We start from the raw sequence: 18,434 nt of genomic DNA on the forward strand, positions 1-18,434 counted from the left end.
TGTGCGGGGAAGGCGGTTCCTGAGGCGGCTCAGGAACCGCCTTCTCGTGGTTTGTCCCACACCACGACGTAGCGCCACAGCAGCGTGCGGCGGACGTCGCATCCGGGCAGCAACCGGTGGGCCCCCTTCCGGATCTCCGCCCAGGACATGTGCGCGTCTTCCATGGGCATGCCGGCCGGGCCCCGCTTGCCGCCGTGCCGACTGGCGTGCAGCCGGCTCGCGGGCAGGCCGCACGCGCTGATGACCCAGTCCAGGACCGTCCGGTTGGCGGCCATGCCGACGATCACCAGACGGCCGCCGGGTGCGGTGAGCCGGGCGAGGCGGGTGACCGCCTCCTCGAACGGCGCGTGGTGGACCACGGCGACCGCGCTGACGAAGTCGTACGCGCCCTCGGGCAGGGAACCGTCGGCGAGGTAGCCCGTCTCCAGATACGTGACGTTGCCCGGCACGTGGTCGTGCCCGCGGGCGAGCTTGATCATCTCCGGCGAGCGGTCCACGCCCGTGACGGATGCCGCCCGGGCCGCGAGCTTGCGGGTGAGCAGGCCGTCGCCGCAGCCGGCGTCCAGAGCCCTGCCGCAGCCGTCCGGTACGGCGGCGAGCACCGCGGGGTGGTGATGGACGTTGTGGTTCCAGTACGGGTCCGTCACCTGGCCGGGCTCCGTCAAGCCACGCTCCTCATAGGGAGCGGCTTGCCGTACCAGAGCTCGATCAGGCGGGCCGCGATCGAGATGCCGTACGGCGGGAGCACCTCGCCGGACTCGAAGGCGGCGCGCAGTTCGTCGCGGGAGAACCAGCGGGCCTCGTGGATCTCATCACCGTCGACCTCGATCTCGGTCGAGGTGGCACGGGCCATGAAGCCCAGCATGAGGCTGGACGGGAAGGGCCAGGGCTGGCTGGCGACGTACTCGACCGGGCCGACGGTGATGCCGACCTCCTCGTGGACCTCGCGGCGCACCGACTGCTCGATGGACTCACCGGGCTCGACGAAGCCGGCGAGCGTCGAGAAGCGGCCCTCGGGCCAGTGGACCTGGCGGCCGAGCAGGATGCGGTCGTCCTCGTCGGTCACGGCCATGATCACGGCGGGGTCCGTGCGGGGATAGTGCTCGGCGCCGCAGGCCTGGCAGCGGCGGATGTGGCCGGCCGCGGCGATGACGGTGCGCTCGCCGCAGCGCGAGCAGAAACGGTGCGTGCGCTGCCAGTTCTCCAGGCCCACCGCGTGCACCATCAGGCTCACGTCACGGGCCGACAGGAGCAGGCCTGCCTCGCGCAGGCCCGCCGGGCGCGCGGACTGGTCCATACGCCCGGGCAGGGAGTCCTTCTGGAGGGCGAAGTAGCTGACGCCGTCCTCGTCGATGCCGAGGAAGTAGCGGTGTGCCTCGGTGAGGGGGGCCTCGAAGGAGGGGGTCATGACGAGTTCGGTGCGCCCGTCCGCCGTCTCGTCGATGAGGACCTGGCCGCCGGAGACCACGAAACAGCGCGTCGAGGGGTGGCTCCACGCCGCCGCCAGCCAGGCCTCGTCGAGCCGGTGGTGCGCGGCGCGGTCGATGCCGCCCGGGGCGGTGAGCGAGATGGGTCGGTCGGCGTTCTGGTCGGTCCAGGTGGTCACTGGTACTTCAAACTCCCCGGTGGAACGGTCGGGTTCGGCGGACTGATCAGCGGGACGTACGGCGGGAGGCGACCGGGTCCGGTGGGCTCGGGCGGTGCGGGGCGGCCCTTCCAGTGTGCCCCTCGCGCGCGGCCGGTCCGGGCGGCGCAGGGCGCTCAGGGTGCATGGCGCCAGTTCTCGGCGAGGTCGCCCCACAGGTACGCGGTGGTCTCGACGCCCTTGAGGAGCAGGTCGAGTTCGACTTTCTCGTTCGGGGCGTGCCAGCCGTCGGACGGGACGGAGATGCCGAGGAACAGCACCGGAGCGCCGAGGACGTCCTGGAGGTCCGCCGCCGGTCCGGAGCCGCCCTCGCGGGTGAAGCGGACCGGCTTTTCGAAGGCCCGGCCCATGGCGCGGGCGACCGACTGGAGGGCCGGGTGGTCCAGCGGGGTCAGGCACGGGCGCGTGGCCCCGCTGAACGTGATCTCGCAGCGGATCCCGGCGGGCACCTGCTGCTCGGCCCAGGCGCGGACGGCCTTCTCCACATGGTCGGGGTCCTGGCCCGCCACCAGCCGGAAGGACAGCTTCACCGTGGCGGACGACGGAACGATCGTCTTGCTGCCGGGGCCCTGGTAGCCGCCGCCGATGCCGTTGACCTCCGCGGTGGGGCGGGCCCAGACGCGCTCCAGGGTGGTGTACCCGGCCTCCCCCTGGGTGGCGTGGGACTTGGCCGCGCGCAGCCACTGCGACTCGTCGAAGGGCAGTTCGGCGAAGATCTCACGTTCGCGGTCGGTGAGCTCGACCACGCCGTCGTAGAAGCCCGGGATCGCCACGCGCGCGTGCTCGTCGTGCAGGGCGGCGACCAGGCGGGCGGCGGCCGTCGCCGGGTTGGGCACCGCGCCGCCGAACGAGCCGGAGTGGATGTCCTGGTCGGGGCCGTGCAGCCGTATCTCGCACTCGGCAAGGCCGCGCATGCCGGTGCACACCGTGGGAGTGTCCTCGGACCACATGCCGGTGTCGGAGACGATCACGGCGTCGGCGGCGAGCCGCTCGGCGTGCTGCTCGACGAGGGTCCTGAAGTGGGGCGAGCCGGACTCCTCCTCGCCCTCGATCAGCAGCTTCAGATGCACGGCCGGGGTGGTGCGGCCGGTGGCGGCGAGGTGGGCGCGGACGCCGAGGGTGTGGAAGAACACCTGGCCCTTGTCGTCGGCCGCCCCGCGCGCGTAGAGACGGTTCTCGCGGACGACGGGCTCGAAGGGGTCGCTGTCCCAGCCGTCCTCCCGGGCGGCGGGCTGCACGTCGTGGTGGCCGTAGACCAGCACCGTGGGGGCCTGCGGGTCGTCGGAGGGCCACTCGGCGAAGACGGCGGGCGCGCCGGGGGTCTGCCAGACCTCGGCCGTCGGGAACCCGGTCTCCTTCAGTTCGGCGGCGAGCCAGTCGGCGCTGCGTCGTACGTCGGGCGCGTGGTCCGGCTGGGCGGACACCGACGGGATGCGCAGCCACTCGGCGAGGTCGTCGAGGAAGGCGTCGCGATGCTGCTGGATGTACGTACGGACGACGCTGTCCGGGGTCTGGCTCATGGTCACGAGCCTATCGGCCCGCACTGACGTCCTCGGAGTGCGGTTCCTCACCGGGCGGCTCCTCGCTCAGCAGCCGCTCCAGCGCCGCGCGGTCCGGCAGGTCGTCGGGGCGGACGACCTCGCCGCTGCGCACGTACAGGAACGCGGCCGTGACGGACTCCGCGGGTACGCCCTGCTGCTCGGCCCAGGCCAGTCGGTAGACGGCGAGCTGGAGGGGGTCCGCGGTGCGTGAGCGGTTGGTCTTCCAGTCGACGATCTCGTACGTCGTGCCCTCGCCGTCGCCCTCCTTGTAGACGGCGTCGATGCGGCCCCGTATGACGCGGCCGGCGAGCGAGAGCTGGAAGGGGGCCTCCACCCGGTAGGGCGTGCGGTGCGCGTACTCGGTCTGCTCGAAGGCGTCCTTGAGGGCCTCCAGGTCCCGGTCGTCGGCGATCTCCGCTTCGCTGCCGGGCAGCTCATCCGGCTCCAGCAGGGGCAGCGTCAGCTCTTCGAAGCGGGCCTCGACCCAGGCGTGGAAGCGGGTGCCGCGGCGGGCGGCGGGCTGGGGCGGGCGGGGCAGGGGGCGGGCCAGCTCCTGGGCGAGGCCGTCCGGGTCGGCGGCCAGGAGCAGCAGCTGGGAGGCCGTGAGGGAGGTGGGCAGGGGGACCTCGGTGACGCTGTCGCGGGCGCGCAGAAGCTCGCCGGTGAGGGCGTCGAGGTCGCGGTCCCAGGAGGCGATGGTGCGGGCTTCCTCCGGGGTGAGGTGCGGTCTGCGGTGCCGGTGTGGGTCCGGGGGTTCCGGCGGCCCAGCCTGGCGGGGGACCGTGGGGCCGTCCGCCGGCATGGCGTCCCCGTCCGCCGCCTCTGCTGCGAAGGGGGCTTCGTGGGAGGGGCCTTCGTGGAAGGGCGCTTCGTGAAAGGGGGCTTCGTGAAAGGGGGCTTCGTCGAAGTCGAACGGGTCCGGCTCGTCATACGGAGGCTCGTCGTCCTCGGGGGGCGGTGGCCAGTCCGGGTCGTCGGACGCGTCCGGGTCGTGCACGGCCGCCGGGTGCCCGTCCTCGTGGGACGCGAGGTCCTCCAGGTGGGCCAGGACGGTCTCGGCGGCGGCGCGGCGGCGGGCCAGGGCCGCCTCGTCCAGGGGCAGGGGCCACACCTGGTCGGCGGTGGCCTGGTGCAGGGCCGGGTTCTCCTCGTCCTCGGCGGGTTCGTCCGCCCAGGCCTCGATCTCGCCGTACCCGGCCGCGCAGTGCTCGTAGAGGGCCTGGAGGAACGCGGAGGGTCCGCGGCGCTTCTTCTGGGTGGGTCCCCACCAGTGGCCGGAGCCCAGGAGCAGGGAGCGGGGGCGGGTGAAGGTGACGTAGCCGAGGCGGAGTTCCTCGGTGTGCTGATGGTCCTTCATGGCCTCGTGGAAGGCCTTGAGGCCCCTGGCGTCCCAGGAGGTGATGTCGGGGAGGGTGTCGGCGTCGCCGCGCAGCTCGTGCGGCAGGACCTTGCCCTGGGAGGTCCACTTCTCGCGGCCCTGGCTGCTGGGGAAGGTGCCGGTGACCAGACCGGGTACGACCACGACGTCCCATTCCAGGCCCTTGGACTTGTGGGCGGTGAGCACCTTGACGGTGTTCTCGCCGCCGGGGAGGGCGTTGTCGAGGCCCTTCTCGTACTGGGCGGCGGTGCGCAGGAAGCCGAGGAAGGCGAGCAGACTGGCCTCGTTGTCGCCGGCGGCGAAGGAGGCGGCGACGTCCAGGAAGTTGGAGAGTGTCTCGCGGCGGCGGGCTGCCAGGGCGTGCGGGGACGCCGACAGCTCCACCTCCAGGCCGGTTACGGCGAGTACACGGTGCAGGACGTCCATCAGGGGGTCGGACAGGGAGCGGCGCAGGTCGCGCAGCTCGGTGGCCAGGCGGGCGAAGCGCACGCGCGCGTCGGGCGAGAAGGGCAGCCCGTCGTCGTCCCCGCGGCCGTCCAGCGGCGTCTCCAGGAAGGTGTCGAGGGCGTCCGCGAGGGAGATCACCTCGGCCGGGTCGACGCCCTCGACGGCCTCGGCGAGGCGGCGGTCCGGGTCGTCGTCGCCCTCCACGCGCGTATGGGTCACGAGAAGCCGGGCGCGCCGCCCCAGCAGGGCGAGGTCACGCGGGCCGATGCGCCAGCGCGGGCCGGTCAGCAGGCGCACCAGGGAGGCGTTGGCGCCGGGGTCCTGGAGGACCTCGCACACGGCGACGAGATCGGCGATCTCGGGCAGGTGCAGCAGCCCGGACAGGCCGACGACCTCGACCGGGATGTCGCGGGCCACCAGCGCGCCCTGGATCTCGGAGAAATCGGTCGCCGTGCGGCACAGGACCGCGATCTCGCCGGGTGCCGTCCCGGTCCTCACGAGGTGCGCGACGGAGTCGGCGGCCCAGTCGATCTCCTCGGCATGGGTGCGCAGCAGAGCGCAGCGCACGATGCCGTCGCGTTCGGCCCCGGGGGCGGGGCGAAGTGCCTCCACGCCCGCGTGCAGGTCGCGCAGGGGCTCCGCGAGGCCGTTGGCGAGGTAGAGGAGGCGGCCGCCGCTGCGGCGGTTCTCGCTGAGCGCCTGGCGGGTCGCGGGGCGGCCGTCAGCGCGGGCGAAGTGCTCGGGGAAGTCGTCGAGGTTGGCGACGGAGGCGCCGCGCCAGCCGTAGATCGCCTGGCAGGGGTCGCCGACGGCGGTGACGGGATGGCCGGTGCCCTCACCGAACAGGCCGGCCAGGAGGACGCGTTGGGCGACCGAGGTGTCCTGGTACTCGTCGAGCAGGACCACCCGGAACTCGTCGCGCAGGACGCGGCCCACTTCGGGGATCCCGGCGAGCCGGGCCGACAGGGCGATCTGGTCGCCGAAGTCGAGCAGGTCCCGCTCACGCTTGGCGGCCCGGTAGCGGGTCACCAGCTCGGCCAGTTCACGACGGGCGGCGGCCGCGTCGGGGACCTTGCGCAGGTCGGCGTTGCTGAGCTTGACGCCTCGCAGGGTCAGCAGCAGTTCGGCGTCGTACGCGCGCAGCGCCTCCGGCCGTACGAGGTGCTCGGCGAGTTCGGCGTCGAGGGCGAGGAGATCGCCGACCAGGTCCGGGAAGGAACGGGTCAGGGCCGGATAGGACCCGGGGGCCTCTCGCAGGACGCGCGCGGCGAGCTGGAAGCGGGTCGCGTCGGCGAGCAACCGGGACGTGGGCTCGAGCCCGATGCGCAGACCGTGGTCGGCCAGCAGACGGCCCGCGAAGGCGTGGTACGTGGAGATCACCGGCTCGCCCGGAGGGTTGTCCGGGTCGATGGCGTCAGGGTCGGTGACGCCGGCCTTGACCAGCGCCTTGCGGACGCGCTCGGCGAGTTCGGCGGCGGCCTTGTTGGTGAAGGTGAGGCCGAGCACCTGCTCGGGGGCGACCTGGCCGGTGCCGACCAGCCACACCACGCGTGCCGCCATCACCGTCGTCTTGCCCGAGCCTGCTCCGGCCACGATCACCTGCGGGGCGGGCGGCGCGGTGATGCAGGCCGTCTGCTCCGGGGTGAACGGGATGCCGAGAAGCTCCTTGAGCTGTTCGGGATCGGTGATACGGGCTGGCACAACGAAGAAGGCTAGTGGCGGCCACTGACAGTGGCGGACGGACCGGCCTCCGGGGAGGAAGAAGCCCAGGTCAGCACATGTGGTGCGATAGATCACTCGACAACATGGCGGCCCTCCTGCCGCGCGCTGCACGAGGCCCGGAACGCGCAGTGCGTGCAGTGCTGCCCGGCGGTCGGCGTGAACCGTTCGTCGAGGACCTTGCCGGCGGCGGTGGCCAGCAGATCGCCGACCCACTCCCCCTCCAGCGGCTCCTGGGCCTGCACTTTGGGCACGGTCTCGCCGCCGTCGCGCTGCGCGGCGCCCTGCCGGAGATGGACGAGTTCGGCACCGCCCGGCTCGGGACGCTCGCCGTCGAAGACGTCGTCGACGGCGCCCTCGCGGACGGCCAGCTGGTAGACGGCGAGCTGCGGGTGGCGTTCCACCTCCTTGCCGGTGGGCGCCTGCTTGCCGGTCTTGAAGTCGACCACGTAGGCGCGGCCGTCGCCGTCCGCCTCGACGCGGTCCATCTGGCCCCGGATGCGCACCTGGTAGTCGCCCGCCGCAAGGGTGACGTCGAAGTCGTGCTCGCTGGCGACCGGGGTGCGCCCGGTGCGGTCCATGACGTGCCACTGAAGGAACCGTTCGAGCGCCACGCGCGCGTTGTCCTTCTCCTGCTCCGACTTCCAGGGCGCGTCGAAGGCGAGGGCGTTCCACACGGAGTCGAGGCGTTCCATGAGGACCGAGAGATCGGCCGGGGTGTGCCCGGAGGCGACCTCGTCGGCGAGGACGTGCACCACGTTGCCGAAGCCCTGCGCGGCGGTCGCGGGCGCGTCGGCCTTCACCTCGCGGCCCAGAAACCACTGCAGGGCGCAGGTGTTGGCCAGCTGGTCGAGGGCGCTGCCGGAGAGAACGACGGGCTGGTCGCGGTTGCGCAGCGGCACCTTGGACTCGGTCGGCTCGAACATGCCCCACCAGCGGTAGGGGTGCGCGGACGGCACCAGGGGGCGGCCGTCCTCGTCGGCGAGGGCGGCGAGCCGGGCCAGGCGGCGGGCGGCGGCTTCCCGGAGGGCGTCGGAGACGCGCGGGTCGACCGTGGTGGCGCGCAGTTCGGCGACGAGTGCCGCGACGGACAGGGGGCGGCGGGGGCGTCCGGTGACGTCCTTGGGTTCGACGCCGAGTTCGGTGAGGAAGCGGGAGGGCTGGTCGCCGTCGTCCGCCGGGGCCTTGACCGCGGTGACGACCAGGCGTTCACGCGCGCGTGTGGCGGCCACGTAGAACAGGCGGCGCTCCTCGGCGAGCAGCGCGCCGGGGGTGAGGGGTTCGGCGAGTCCGTCGCGCCCGATGCGGTCGGCCTCCAGGAGGGAGCCGCGGCGGCGCAGATCGGGCCAGAGCCCCTCCTGGACCCCCGCGACGACCACGAGGCGCCACTGGAGGCCCTTGGAACGGTGTGCGGTCATCAGGCGGACGGCGTCGGGGCGTACGGCACGCCGCGTGAGGGTGTCGGCGGCGATGTCCTCGGCCTCGATCTCCTCCAGGAAGTTCAGCGTGCCCCGGCCTCCGGTGCGCTCCTCGGCGCGGGCCGCCGTCGCGAACAGCGCGCAGACCGCGTCCAGGTCCCGGTCCGCGTTGCGCCCGGCCGCGCCGCCCCGGCGGGCGGCCCGTTCCAGCCGCCCGGGCCACGGCGTGCCGTCCCACAGGTCCCACAGCGCCTCCTCGGCCGTACCGCCGCCCGCCAGGCGTTCGCGGGCCTTGCGGAGCAGCGCACCGAGGCGCTGGGCGCCACGCGCGTACGCGGGGTCGTGCACGGCCAGCCGCTCCGGCTCGGCGAGTGCCTGTGCGAGAAGTACGTCGGAGGGCGGCGGCAGCGGGTTGCCCGCGGCCCGCTCCTCGTCCCGCAGGGCCCGGCCGAGACGGCGCAGGTCGGCGGCGTCCATGCTCGCGAGCGGGGAGGTGAGCAGGGTGAGGGCGGTCTCGGTGCCGAGCCAGGAGATCGCCTCGGGCTGCCCAAGAGCCGCCCTTCTGTCGGCCGCCTCGCGCTTGACGGAAGCCGCCTCAGCGCCTGCCGCCTCGGGCTCCCCGGAAGCCACCGTCCTGTCGGCCGCATCGGCCGCATCGGCCACCTCAGCCACCCCCGCAACCGCCTCATCGCCGGTCCCCGACGCCTCCGCCGCGGCCACCGCCCGAAGCGCCGTCAGCAGCGGCGCCACCGCCGGTTCGTGGCGCAGGGGTACGTCGTCGCCGTCGACGTCCACCGGGACGCCGGCCGCCGTGAGGGCACGGCGGACCGTGGGGACGGTGCGGGAGCCGGCGCGCACCAGCACGGCCATCTCGCTCCACGGGACGCCGTCCTCCAGGTGGGCCCTGCGGAGGATGTCGGCGATGTTGTCCAGTTCCGTCCCCGAGGTCGGGTACGTGTACGCCTCGGCCCGGCCGCCGTCGCTCACGGGCGCGAGTTCGCGGTGGGCGCGCACCTTCTCGGCGGGCAGGCGGGTCAGCGGCATGCGCTGGGTCAGCAGCCGGGTGGCTGCCAGCAGGCCGGCGCCGGACCGGCGCGACGTGCGCAGCACCGCGACGGGGGCCGGGCGGCCGTCCGCGCGCGGGAAGGCGTGCGGGAAGTCGAGGATGCCGTTCACGTCCGCCCCGCGGAACGTGTAGATCGACTGGTCGGGGTCACCGAACGCGACGAGGGTCCGGCCACCGCCCGCCAGGGCGTGCAGAAGTCGTACCTGAGCGGGATCCGTGTCCTGGTACTCGTCGACGTAGACGGCGTCGTACCGGGCGGCGAGCCACGCGGCGACCTCGGACCGGCGGGCGAGGAGCACCGCGCGGTGGACGAGTTCCGCGTAGTCGATCACGCCTTGGAGGTCGAGCACGTCGAGGTACTCGGCCAGGAAGGCGGCCGCCGCGCGCCAGTCGGGGCGTCCCGTGCGGCGGGCGAAGGCGTCCAGGGCGTCGGGGCCGAGGCCCAGTTCACGGCTGCGGGCGAGGACCGCGCGGACCTCGTCGGCGAAACCGCGCGTGGTCAGACAGGCGCGCAGTTCGTCCGGCCAGCGCACGTGCGCGAGGCCGAGCCGCTCCAGATCCATCTGGCCCGCGAGCAGCTCCCGTACGGAGACGTCCTGCTCTGGGCCGGACAGCAGCCGCATCGGCTCCACGAACAGGTCGCTGTCCTGGTGGGCGCGGACCAGGGCGTAGCAGAACGAGTGGAAGGTGGTCGCCCGGGGAGCGCGGGCCGCCCCGGCCCGGGTGGCCATGCGGTCGCGCAGTTCGACGGCCGCCCTGCGGCTGAACGTGAGGACCAGGACGCGCTCGGGGTCCCCGCCCCGGGCGATGCGCTCGGCCACGGACTCGACGAGCGTGGTGGTCTTGCCGGTGCCCGGACCTGCGAGGACGAGCAGCGGTCCGGCCGCGTGGTCAACCACGGAGCGCTGCGAGGCGTCCAGAAGAGGGGGATCCACCCGGGCAGGAGGGGTACGTACCAATCGGTAAGCGCCACGGCTCCCCCGCCGCACCCGGGGGTGCGACAGGCCGCTGGTGGAGGAAGAGGAGCTCACGTGGTTCGCCGGTCCTGGTGGAAGTACTGGTTGGCGGGCCACCGCGCGTGGCGGGCGGTGACCGCGGGGTGACGGGGGCGCGCGCAGCCGACGCTACGCCGACGGGTGAGGCGGAAGCAGGGCTTCCCCTTCTTCCCGCCGGTCACTCGCGGCACTCGTGCCACTCATGCCCCTCGCCTCACGAACGTACGTCATGGCACCGACGTGCCCCGATTCCCCCGTCCGGATCACGGGCCACACAGGAGGCCGTCCGATGGCGGAAGCTGTCAGGTGTGACCCTCCGCGCGTTCGCCGCCGTCCCACCGCGCCCGTCGCATGTCGATCCGCGGCAGGTGGCCCTCGGCGGCCCGGCTCGCCTCCTTCAGGGGCGTGCCCTCCGCGCGGTAGTGGCCGAGCGCCCGCTGCTGGTGCCCCGGGAGCAGGACGCCGTCCGCGCGGACGACCCGCCACCACGGCACGGCTCCCCCGTAGAGAGCCATCACCCGGCCGACCTGCCGCGGACCCCCCTCCTCCAGCCACTCGGCGACGTCCCCGTATGTCATGACACGGCCCGGCGGGATCAGTTCGGCGACGTCGAGGACCCGCTCGGCGTACGCGGGCAGGGCTTCCCCGGGTTCCTCAGGGGCGCCGTCGTACCCCGTGCGGGTGTCCTGCGCGCCGACGTACCGCGGAAGGCTCTCCTCACTCATCCGCCCCATCCTGCCCCACCCCACCGACAACGGGACGCGCGTGCCCACGAGCGTTTCCCTCGCCCGGCGGGACCGCGTCGGGCAGACTGTCCGCCCCCGCATGTGCACCCTGATGCCCCCGCGTATCGGTGCGGCATGCCACCATCGTGCGGGCGGTGACCGGTGATACGAGACCAAGAAGAGACGATGAAGCAGCAGGGTGCGCATTCCGAGGACCCGGGGGGCACCCCTGACGCTTCGTCGCGCCCGGGCGCTCCGGACGACCGCCCGAAGACGGCCGGCGAGGAGCCCGACATCGCGCACATCGACGAGGTGGAGGGCGACGAACCGCTGCTCCCCGCGCGCGTGCACCGCCCGTCCGATCTGATGCGTCTCCTGGTGGGCGTGCTCGCCGTCGCGGTGCTGATCGGGATCGCCGCGTTCGCGCACGGCACCACCTCGGGCCTCGAACAGGACATCAACAAGGGCACCGGGCAGGCACCCGACCTGCTCATCAAGATCGCGGGACTGGCCTCCAGCATCGCGATCCTGCTGGTGCCGGTCGCCTTCGCCATCGAGCGGCTGATCAAACGGGACGGCCTCAGAATCGCCGACGGCGTGCTCGCCGCGGTCCTCGCGCACGGTGTGACACTCGCCACCGACCTGTGGGTCGCCCGGGCCGCCCCCGACTCGATCCAGGAGGCGCTCACCCAGCCCTCCCCCGGGGACATCCACGCGCTGACCGATCCCGTGCACGGCTATCTGGCGCCGGTCATCGCCTATATGACAGCCGTCGGCATGTCACGCAGACCCAGGTGGCGCACGGTGCTGTGGGTCGTGCTGCTGCTCGACGCCTTCTCGATGCTCGTCACCGGGTACACGACCCCGTTCTCGATCATCCTGACCGTGCTGATCGGCTGGACCGTGGCCTACGGCACGCTGTACGCGGTCGGCTCGCCCAATGTCCGGCCCACCGGACAGACCCTGATGGCCGGTCTGCGGACGGTCGGCTTCCGCCCGGTCACCGCGTCACGCGAGGACACCTCGGACAACCCGGACACCGGCGACCGAGGCCGGCGCTACTTCGTCACGCTCGAGGACGGCCCACCGCTGGACGTCACGGTGGTCGACCGGGAGCAGCAGGCCCAGGGCTTCTTCTACCGTGCGTGGCGCAATCTGACCCTGCGCGGCTTCGCCACCCGCAGCAGCCTCCAGTCGCTGCGCCAGGCCCTGGAGCAGGAGGCGCTGCTGGCCTACGCGGCCATCGCGGCCGGTGCCAACGCACCCAAGCTGATCGCCACCTCCGAGCTCGGCCCCGACGCCGTCATGCTCGTCTACGAGCACAGCGGCGCACACACCCTCGACTCGCTGCCGGACGAGGAGATCACCGACAATCTGCTGCGCGACACCTGGCACCAGGTGAAGGCCCTGCAGTCCCGGCGTATCGCGCACCGCAGGCTGGTGGGCGACGCGATCCTGGTGGATCGTTCCGGCACGGTGATCCTCACCGACCTGCGCGTCGGCGAGATCGCGGCCGGCGACCTTTTGCTGCGCATGGACATCTCCCAGTTGCTGGTGACCCTCGGCCTCCGGGTGGGCGCCGAGCGGGCGGTGGCCTCGGCGGTGGGCGTGCTCGGCCCGGACGCGGTGGCGGACTGTCTGCCGATGCTCCAGCCCATCGCCCTCAGCCGCTCCACGCGCGCGACGCTGCGCAAACTGGCCAGGGAGCGGGCACAGCGCGAGCGCGAGGCGGTTCTGGAGGCGTCCCGGCTGGCCAAGCAGGCGCGCCTGGAGGAGTCCTCGTCGGACGAGGCCGTGCCGGCCCCGGAGAAGACCGACAAGAAGGCCGTACGGGCGGAGCAGCGGGCCGAGAAGCGGGCCATCGACGAGGCCGTGGAGGAGGCGCGCGAGGAGGACCTGCTCACGCAGATCCGCCACGAGGTGCTGCTGATCAGGCCGCAGGCACCGGTCGAGCCGGCCCGGCTGGAGCGGGTACGGCCGCGCACGCTGATCAGTTTCATGGCCGGCGCGATCGGCGCGTACTTCCTGCTGACGCAGCTCACGCACATCGAGTTCGGGCCGCTCATCGCGAACGCCGAGTGGGGCTGGGTCGCCGCTGCGGTGCTGTTCTCGATGTGCAGTTACCTCGCGGCGGCGATGGCCCTGCTGGGGTTCGTGCCGGAGCGGGTGCCGTTCGTGCGGACCGTGGCGGCACAGGTGGCCGGATCGTTCGTGAAGATCGTCGCCCCGGCGGCGGTGGGCGGTGTCGCCCTGAACACGCGCTTCCTGCAGCGCGCGGGAGTGCGGCCGGGGCTCGCGGTGGCGAGCGTGGGCGCGTCGCAGTTGTTCGGGCTCGGCTGCCACATCCTGATGCTGCTGGCCTTCGGCTATCTGACCGGAACGGAGAAGACGCCGTCGCTGTCGCCCTCCCGGACGGTCATCGCCGGTCTGCTGACGGTGGCGGTGCTCGTGCTCGTGGTGACCTCGGTGCCGTTCCTGCGGAAGTTCGTCGTCACGCGCGTGCGGTCGCTGTTCGCGGGTGTCGTGCCGCGCATGCTGGACGTGTTGCAGCGGCCGCAGAAGCTGGTCACCGGCATCGGCGGCATGCTGCTGCTGACGGCCTGCTTCGTGATGTGCCTGGACGCGTCGATCCGCGCGTTCGGCGACGAGTCCACCTCGATCAGCCTCGCCAGCGTCGCCGTCGTCTTCCTCGCGGGCAACGCCCTGGGGTCCGCGGCTCCGACACCGGGCGGTGTGGGCGCGGTCGAGGCGACCCTGACGGTCGGTCTGATCGCCGTCGGCCTCCCGAAGGAGGTCGCGGCACCGGCCGTCCTGCTGTTCCGCCTGCTGACGCTGTGGCTGCCCGTGCTGCCGGGCTGGCTGGCCTTCAACCACCTCACCCGCAAGCAAGCCCTCTGACGCCGGCGACCCAGCGGGCAGGCCCTTCGGCGACACGGGCCCGGCAGCCCTGAGAAAAACCCGCCCGGCAGCCCTGGGAGAGCCGGCCCGGCGAACAGCTTTTTGGCAACACCGGCCCCTCTTACCTCGTACGACACGCGTCCCGCGCGTGCGCCCCCGTGCCGCCGCAGGATGGAACCATGCCAACCCTCCTCCGGCTGCGCGCCGCCGCCCTGACCGCCACCGCCGTGCTGCTGACCACCGTGCTGGCGGGCTGCGGCGACGACGACGCCAAGGACGAGGACGTCACGCGGCAGGAACTGAGCTGGAAGGCCTGCCCGGCGCCGGACGAGGCCCAGGGCGGAGGCTCCTCGCCCTCTCCCCTGCCGGACGGCGGCGAGTGGCAGTGCGCCACCATGAAGGCCCCTCTCGACTGGGACGACCCCAAGGGCGACACGATCGGCCTCGAGCTGATCCGGGTCAGGACCACCGGCGACGCGAGCGACCGCATCGGCTCGCTCATCTTCAACTTCGGCGGACCCGGCGGCTCGGGCGTCACCGCGCTGCCCGGCTTCGCGGAGGACTACGAGACCCTGCGCACCCGCTACGACCTGGTCAGTTTCGACCCGCGCGGAGTCGGCCGCAGCGATCCCGTGATCTGTGAGAACGACCAGGAGCTCGACGCGTACTTCCAGCAGGACGCCACGCCCGACGACTCCGCCGAACGCACCGCGCTCCTGGACAGCACCACGGAGTTCAACGACGCCTGCGAGCAGAACTCCGAGAAGGTCCTGCCGCACGTGCGCACCACCGACGCGGCCCGCGACCTGGACCTGATGCGCCAGGTCCTCGGCGACGACAAGCTGCACTACTTCGGCATCTCCTACGGCACCGAACTCGGCGGCGTCTACGCGCACCTGTTCCCCAAGCGGGTCGGTCGTGCCGTGTTCGACGCCGTCGTCGATCCCACGCAGAACTCCGAGCAGGGCTCGCTCGCGCAGGCCAAGGGCTTCCAGCTCGCACTCGACAACTTCGCCGAGGACTGCGTGTCGAAGTCCGAGGAGTGCCCCATCGGCGACAGCGCGCAGGATGTGAAGGACCGCATCGCCACGCTGCTGAAGGACCTCGACCGCAAGCCGATCCCGGGCGTCTTCCCTCGGGAGCTGACCCAGACCGCGGCGACCAACGGCATCGTGCAGGCGCTGTACTCGCAGGACTTCTGGGAGTACCTCACGGACGGCCTCGACCAGGCGTACGACGGCGACGGCAGCATCCTGATGCTGCTGTCCGACTCGAGTAACGGGCGCAGTGAGAACGGCGAGTACGACAACTCTGCCGCTGCCCACACCGCCATCAGCTGCTCCGACTCCAAGCCGCGCTACGACACCGCCTATGTGGAGCGGAAGCTGCCCGAGTTCCGTGCCGCGTCCGCCTTGTTCGGCGACTCCATGGCGTGGGGCATGATCGGCTGCACCGACTGGGCCGTGGCGGGTGCCGCAGACCACCCGGACGTGAGCGCGCCGGGCTCGGCGCCGATCCTGGTCGTCGGCAACACCGGCGACCCGGCCACCCCCTACGAGGGCGCCCGGAAGATGGCGGACGCGCTGGGCAAGGGTGTCGGAGTCGAGCTGACGTACCGGGGACAGGGGCACGGCGCCTACAACAGCAAGAACAAGTGTGTGCAGGGCGCGGTGAACGGCTATCTGCTGGACGGAAAGGTGCCGCAGGCAGGAACCGTCTGCACCTGAGAACAGCCACGTCCCCATTGAAACCGCTGGTCAGAAGGTTATCCACAGCCCGGCACGGCCGGCACGGGATCTGCCTACCATGGCCTGACCGCCATCCGCAGCACGGTGCGGACGGCCTGCGAGGGGGGACTGGGCGCATGTCGCGCTTCGTACGGTGGACCGCGCTGGCGGTCGCCTCGGCACTGCTGACGGCGGGCTGCAGCGGCGGCTCGTCCGACGACGACAAGGGCGGCGGGCTCTCCTGGGGCCGCTGCAAGGCCACCGCCGACGCTCCCGCGCCGGGCAGCGACTGGCAGTGCGCGACGTTGAAGGTGCCGCTGGACTGGTCGAAGCCGGACGGCGAGACGACAGGACTGGCGCTGATCCGCGCCAAGGCCCGTGGCGACGACCGCGCCGGCTCGCTCCTGTTCAACTTCGGCGGCCCCGGCGCCTCGGGCGTGTCCATGATGCCGTCGTACGCCCCGACGGTCTCCCGGCTCCGTGAGCGGTACGACCTGGTCAGCTGGGACCCGCGCGGAGTGGGCGCCAGCGAGGGGGTGCGCTGCCGCGGCGACAAGGAGATCCAGGCCGCCGAGTCGGTGGACGTCACCCCCGACACACCGGCCGAGGAGAAGGCGTACTTCCAGGACGCCGCCGACTTCGGCAAGGGCTGCCGGAAGGACGCCGGGAGGCTCATGGCGCATGTCTCGACCGCCGACTCGGCCCGTGACATGGACCGCATCCGGGAAGCCCTCGGCGACGACAGGATGCACTACTTCGGCATCTCCTACGGCACCGAACTGGGCGGAACCTATGCCCACTTGTTCCCGAAGAAAGTGGGGCGGATGACGCTGGACGCGGTCGTCGACCCCGGCGCCGACACCGTGGGCCATGCGCGTAACCAGGCCAGGGGCTTCCAACGCGCGCTGAACGGCTATCTCGAGTCCACGGGCCAGGATCCTCAGGAGGGCACGCGGAAGATCGCGGACCTGCTGCGACGGATCGACGCCCGGCCCCTGTCTACGGCCACGCCCGGGCGGAAGCTGACGCAGACGCTGGCGGTCACCGGCCTCACCCTGCCGCTGTACAGCAAGGAGAGCTGGCCGACCCTGACCAGCGCCCTCGACGCGGCCGAGCGGGGTGACGGCTCGGAGCTGCTGACCCTCGCCGACGGCTACAACGATCGCGCCCCGTCGGGACACTACGGCACGACGACCCACTCACAGCGGGTCATATCGTGCCTGGACGACAGGCAGCGGCCGACCGCGGCCCGGACGAAGGAGCTGCTGCCTGAGTTCGAGAAGATCTCCCCGGTCTTCGGCGCCTTCCTGGGCTGGGACACGGCCGGCTGGTGCCACGACTGGCCGGTGCCCGGACAGCACGACACCCCGGAAGTGAGCGCCCCCGGCGCGGCGCCGGTCCTGGTGGTCGGCAACACCGGCGACCCGGCCACCCCGTACGAGGGCGCCCGGAGGATGGCCGACGAGCTCGGCAAGGGCGTCGGAGTGATGCTCACCTGGCGGGGCGAGGGGCATGGCGCGTACGGCAGCGGGAGCGACTGCGTGGACTCCACGGTGAACGCGTATCTGCTGGACGGGTCGGTCCCGAAGGACGGCAAGGTCTGCTCATGACGACGGCGGGGGCTTCGCGCACTCGTGGTGCCCGAAGCCCCCGCCGCTCGGGAAGGGAGGCCGGATACGGCTCAGTACACCGGCTTGTCCGGCTCGATCTGGTTGACCCAGCCGATCACGCCGCCGCCGACGTGCACCGCGTCCGAGAAGCCCGCGGACTTCAGGACCGCGAGGACTTCCGCACTGCGGACACCCGTCTTGCAGTGCAGGACGATCTTCTTGTCCTGCGGGAGGCTCTCCAGGGCGGTGCCCATGAGGAACTCGTTCTTCGGGATCAGGCGGGCGCCCGGGATGGAGACGATCTCGTACTCGTTCGGCTCACGGACGTCGATGATGTCGATGCCCTCGCCGTCGTCGATCCACTCCTTGAGCTGCTTGGGAGTGATCGTGGAGTCGGCGGCCGCCGCCTGGGCCTCCTCGGAGACGACGCCGCAGAAGGCCTCGTAGTCGATGAGCTCGGTGACGGTCGGGTTCTCGCCGCAGACCGCGCAGTCCGGGTCCTTGCGGACCTTGACCTGGCGGTACTGCATCTCCAGGGCGTCGTAGATCATCAGCCGGCCGACCAGCGGGTCGCCGATGCCGGCGAGCAGCTTGATGGCCTCGTTGACCTGGATGGAGCCGATGGACGCGCACAGCACGCCCAGGACGCCGCCCTCGGCGCAGGAGGGGACCATGCCGGGGGGCGGGGGCTCCGGGTAGAGGCAGCGGTAGCAGGGACCGTGCTCGGACCAGAAGACGGAGGCCTGGCCGTCGAAGCGGTAGATCGAGCCCCAGACGTACGGCTTGTTGAGCAGCACGCAGGCGTCGTTGACCAGGTAGCGGGTCGCGAAGTTGTCCGTGCCGTCGACGATCAGGTCGTACTGGCTGAAGATGTCCATCACGTTGTCGGCCTCGAGCCGCTCCTCGTGAAGGATCACGTTCACGTACGGGTTGATGCCGAGGACGGAGTCACGGGCGGACTCGGCCTTGGGGCGGCCGATGTCGGCCTGGCTGTGGATGATCTGGCGCTGCAGATTCGACTCGTCGACCTCGTCGAACTCCACGATGCCGAGGGTGCCGACGCCCGCGGCGGCCAGGTACATCAGCGCCGGCGAGCCCAGGCCGCCGGCGCCCACACACAGCACCTTGGCGTTCTTCAGCCGCTTCTGCCCGTCCATCCCGACGTCGGGGATGATCAGGTGGCGGGAGTACCTGCGGACCTCGTCTACGGTGAGCTCGGAAGCCGGCTCGACCAGGGGTGGCAGCGACACGGGGACTCCGTTGGT

General features: G+C 72.3%; 10 protein-coding genes. 3 read left to right on the forward strand and 7 right to left on the reverse strand.

Going from position 1 to position 18,434, the window contains the following annotated elements; translation table 11 throughout:
* Positions 1 to 29 precede the first annotated feature (29 nt).
* From OG542_RS13540 to OG542_RS13565, 6 genes are all read right to left on the reverse strand, one after another.
* On the reverse strand, positions 30 to 665 hold the full coding sequence (locus OG542_RS13540; protein ID WP_328410961.1) for a class I SAM-dependent methyltransferase: 636 nt from the start codon (positions 663 to 665) through the stop codon (positions 30 to 32).
* The gene (gene nudC / locus OG542_RS13545) at positions 662 to 1,606 is read right to left on the reverse strand and encodes an NAD(+) diphosphatase (RefSeq protein WP_261682575.1); all 945 of its coding nucleotides are present in this window, start codon (positions 1,604 to 1,606) and stop codon (positions 662 to 664) included. Before nudC ends, OG542_RS13540 begins: the two co-directional genes overlap by 4 nt.
* 155 nt (positions 1,607 to 1,761) lie before the next feature.
* Positions 1,762 to 3,165: a dipeptidase gene (locus tag OG542_RS13550; RefSeq protein WP_328410963.1), complete on the reverse strand. Its 1,404-nt coding sequence runs from the start codon at positions 3,163 to 3,165 to the stop codon at positions 1,762 to 1,764.
* A 10-nt stretch (positions 3,166 to 3,175) separates the two neighbouring features.
* Complete coding sequence (locus OG542_RS13555; protein WP_328410965.1) at positions 3,176 to 6,712, reverse strand: ATP-dependent DNA helicase; 3,537 nt, start codon at positions 6,710 to 6,712, stop codon at positions 3,176 to 3,178.
* Positions 6,713 to 6,804: 92 nt separating this feature from the next.
* Positions 6,805 to 10,245, reverse strand: coding sequence for an ATP-dependent helicase (locus tag OG542_RS13560; protein WP_328410967.1), 3,441 nt, complete (start codon positions 10,243 to 10,245; stop codon positions 6,805 to 6,807).
* Between the two features lie 266 nt (positions 10,246 to 10,511).
* Positions 10,512 to 10,934 carry an MGMT family protein gene (locus tag OG542_RS13565; protein WP_328410969.1) on the reverse strand — a complete coding sequence of 141 codons (423 nt, stop codon included), beginning with the start codon at positions 10,932 to 10,934 and terminating at the stop codon, positions 10,512 to 10,514.
* Positions 10,935 to 11,120: 186 nt separating this feature from the next.
* Between OG542_RS13565 and OG542_RS13570 the strand changes: the two genes are divergently transcribed.
* The 3 genes from OG542_RS13570 to OG542_RS13580 all read left to right on the forward strand — a co-directional run bounded on the left by OG542_RS13570 (position 11,121) and on the right by OG542_RS13580 (position 17,169).
* Positions 11,121 to 13,832, forward strand: a complete 2,712-nt coding sequence (locus OG542_RS13570; RefSeq protein ID WP_328410971.1) for a lysylphosphatidylglycerol synthase domain-containing protein — start codon at positions 11,121 to 11,123, stop codon at positions 13,830 to 13,832.
* A 179-nt stretch (positions 13,833 to 14,011) separates the two neighbouring features.
* Positions 14,012 to 15,559, forward strand: coding sequence for an alpha/beta hydrolase (locus tag OG542_RS13575; RefSeq protein ID WP_328410973.1), 1,548 nt, complete (start codon positions 14,012 to 14,014; stop codon positions 15,557 to 15,559).
* A 137-nt stretch (positions 15,560 to 15,696) separates the two neighbouring features.
* Positions 15,697 to 17,169 carry an alpha/beta hydrolase gene (locus tag OG542_RS13580; protein WP_328410975.1) on the forward strand — a complete coding sequence of 491 codons (1,473 nt, stop codon included), beginning with the start codon at positions 15,697 to 15,699 and terminating at the stop codon, positions 17,167 to 17,169.
* Between the two features lie 71 nt (positions 17,170 to 17,240).
* Here the strand turns inward: OG542_RS13580 and moeZ are convergent, their stop codons facing one another.
* Positions 17,241 to 18,419, reverse strand: coding sequence for an adenylyltransferase/sulfurtransferase MoeZ (gene moeZ / locus OG542_RS13585; protein WP_184590710.1), 1,179 nt, complete (start codon positions 18,417 to 18,419; stop codon positions 17,241 to 17,243).
* Positions 18,420 to 18,434 lie beyond the last annotated feature (15 nt).

Origin of the sequence: Streptomyces violaceus (assembly GCF_036014075.1) — a bacterium.
Taxonomy (GTDB): domain Bacteria; phylum Actinomycetota; class Actinomycetes; order Streptomycetales; family Streptomycetaceae; genus Streptomyces; species Streptomyces violaceus.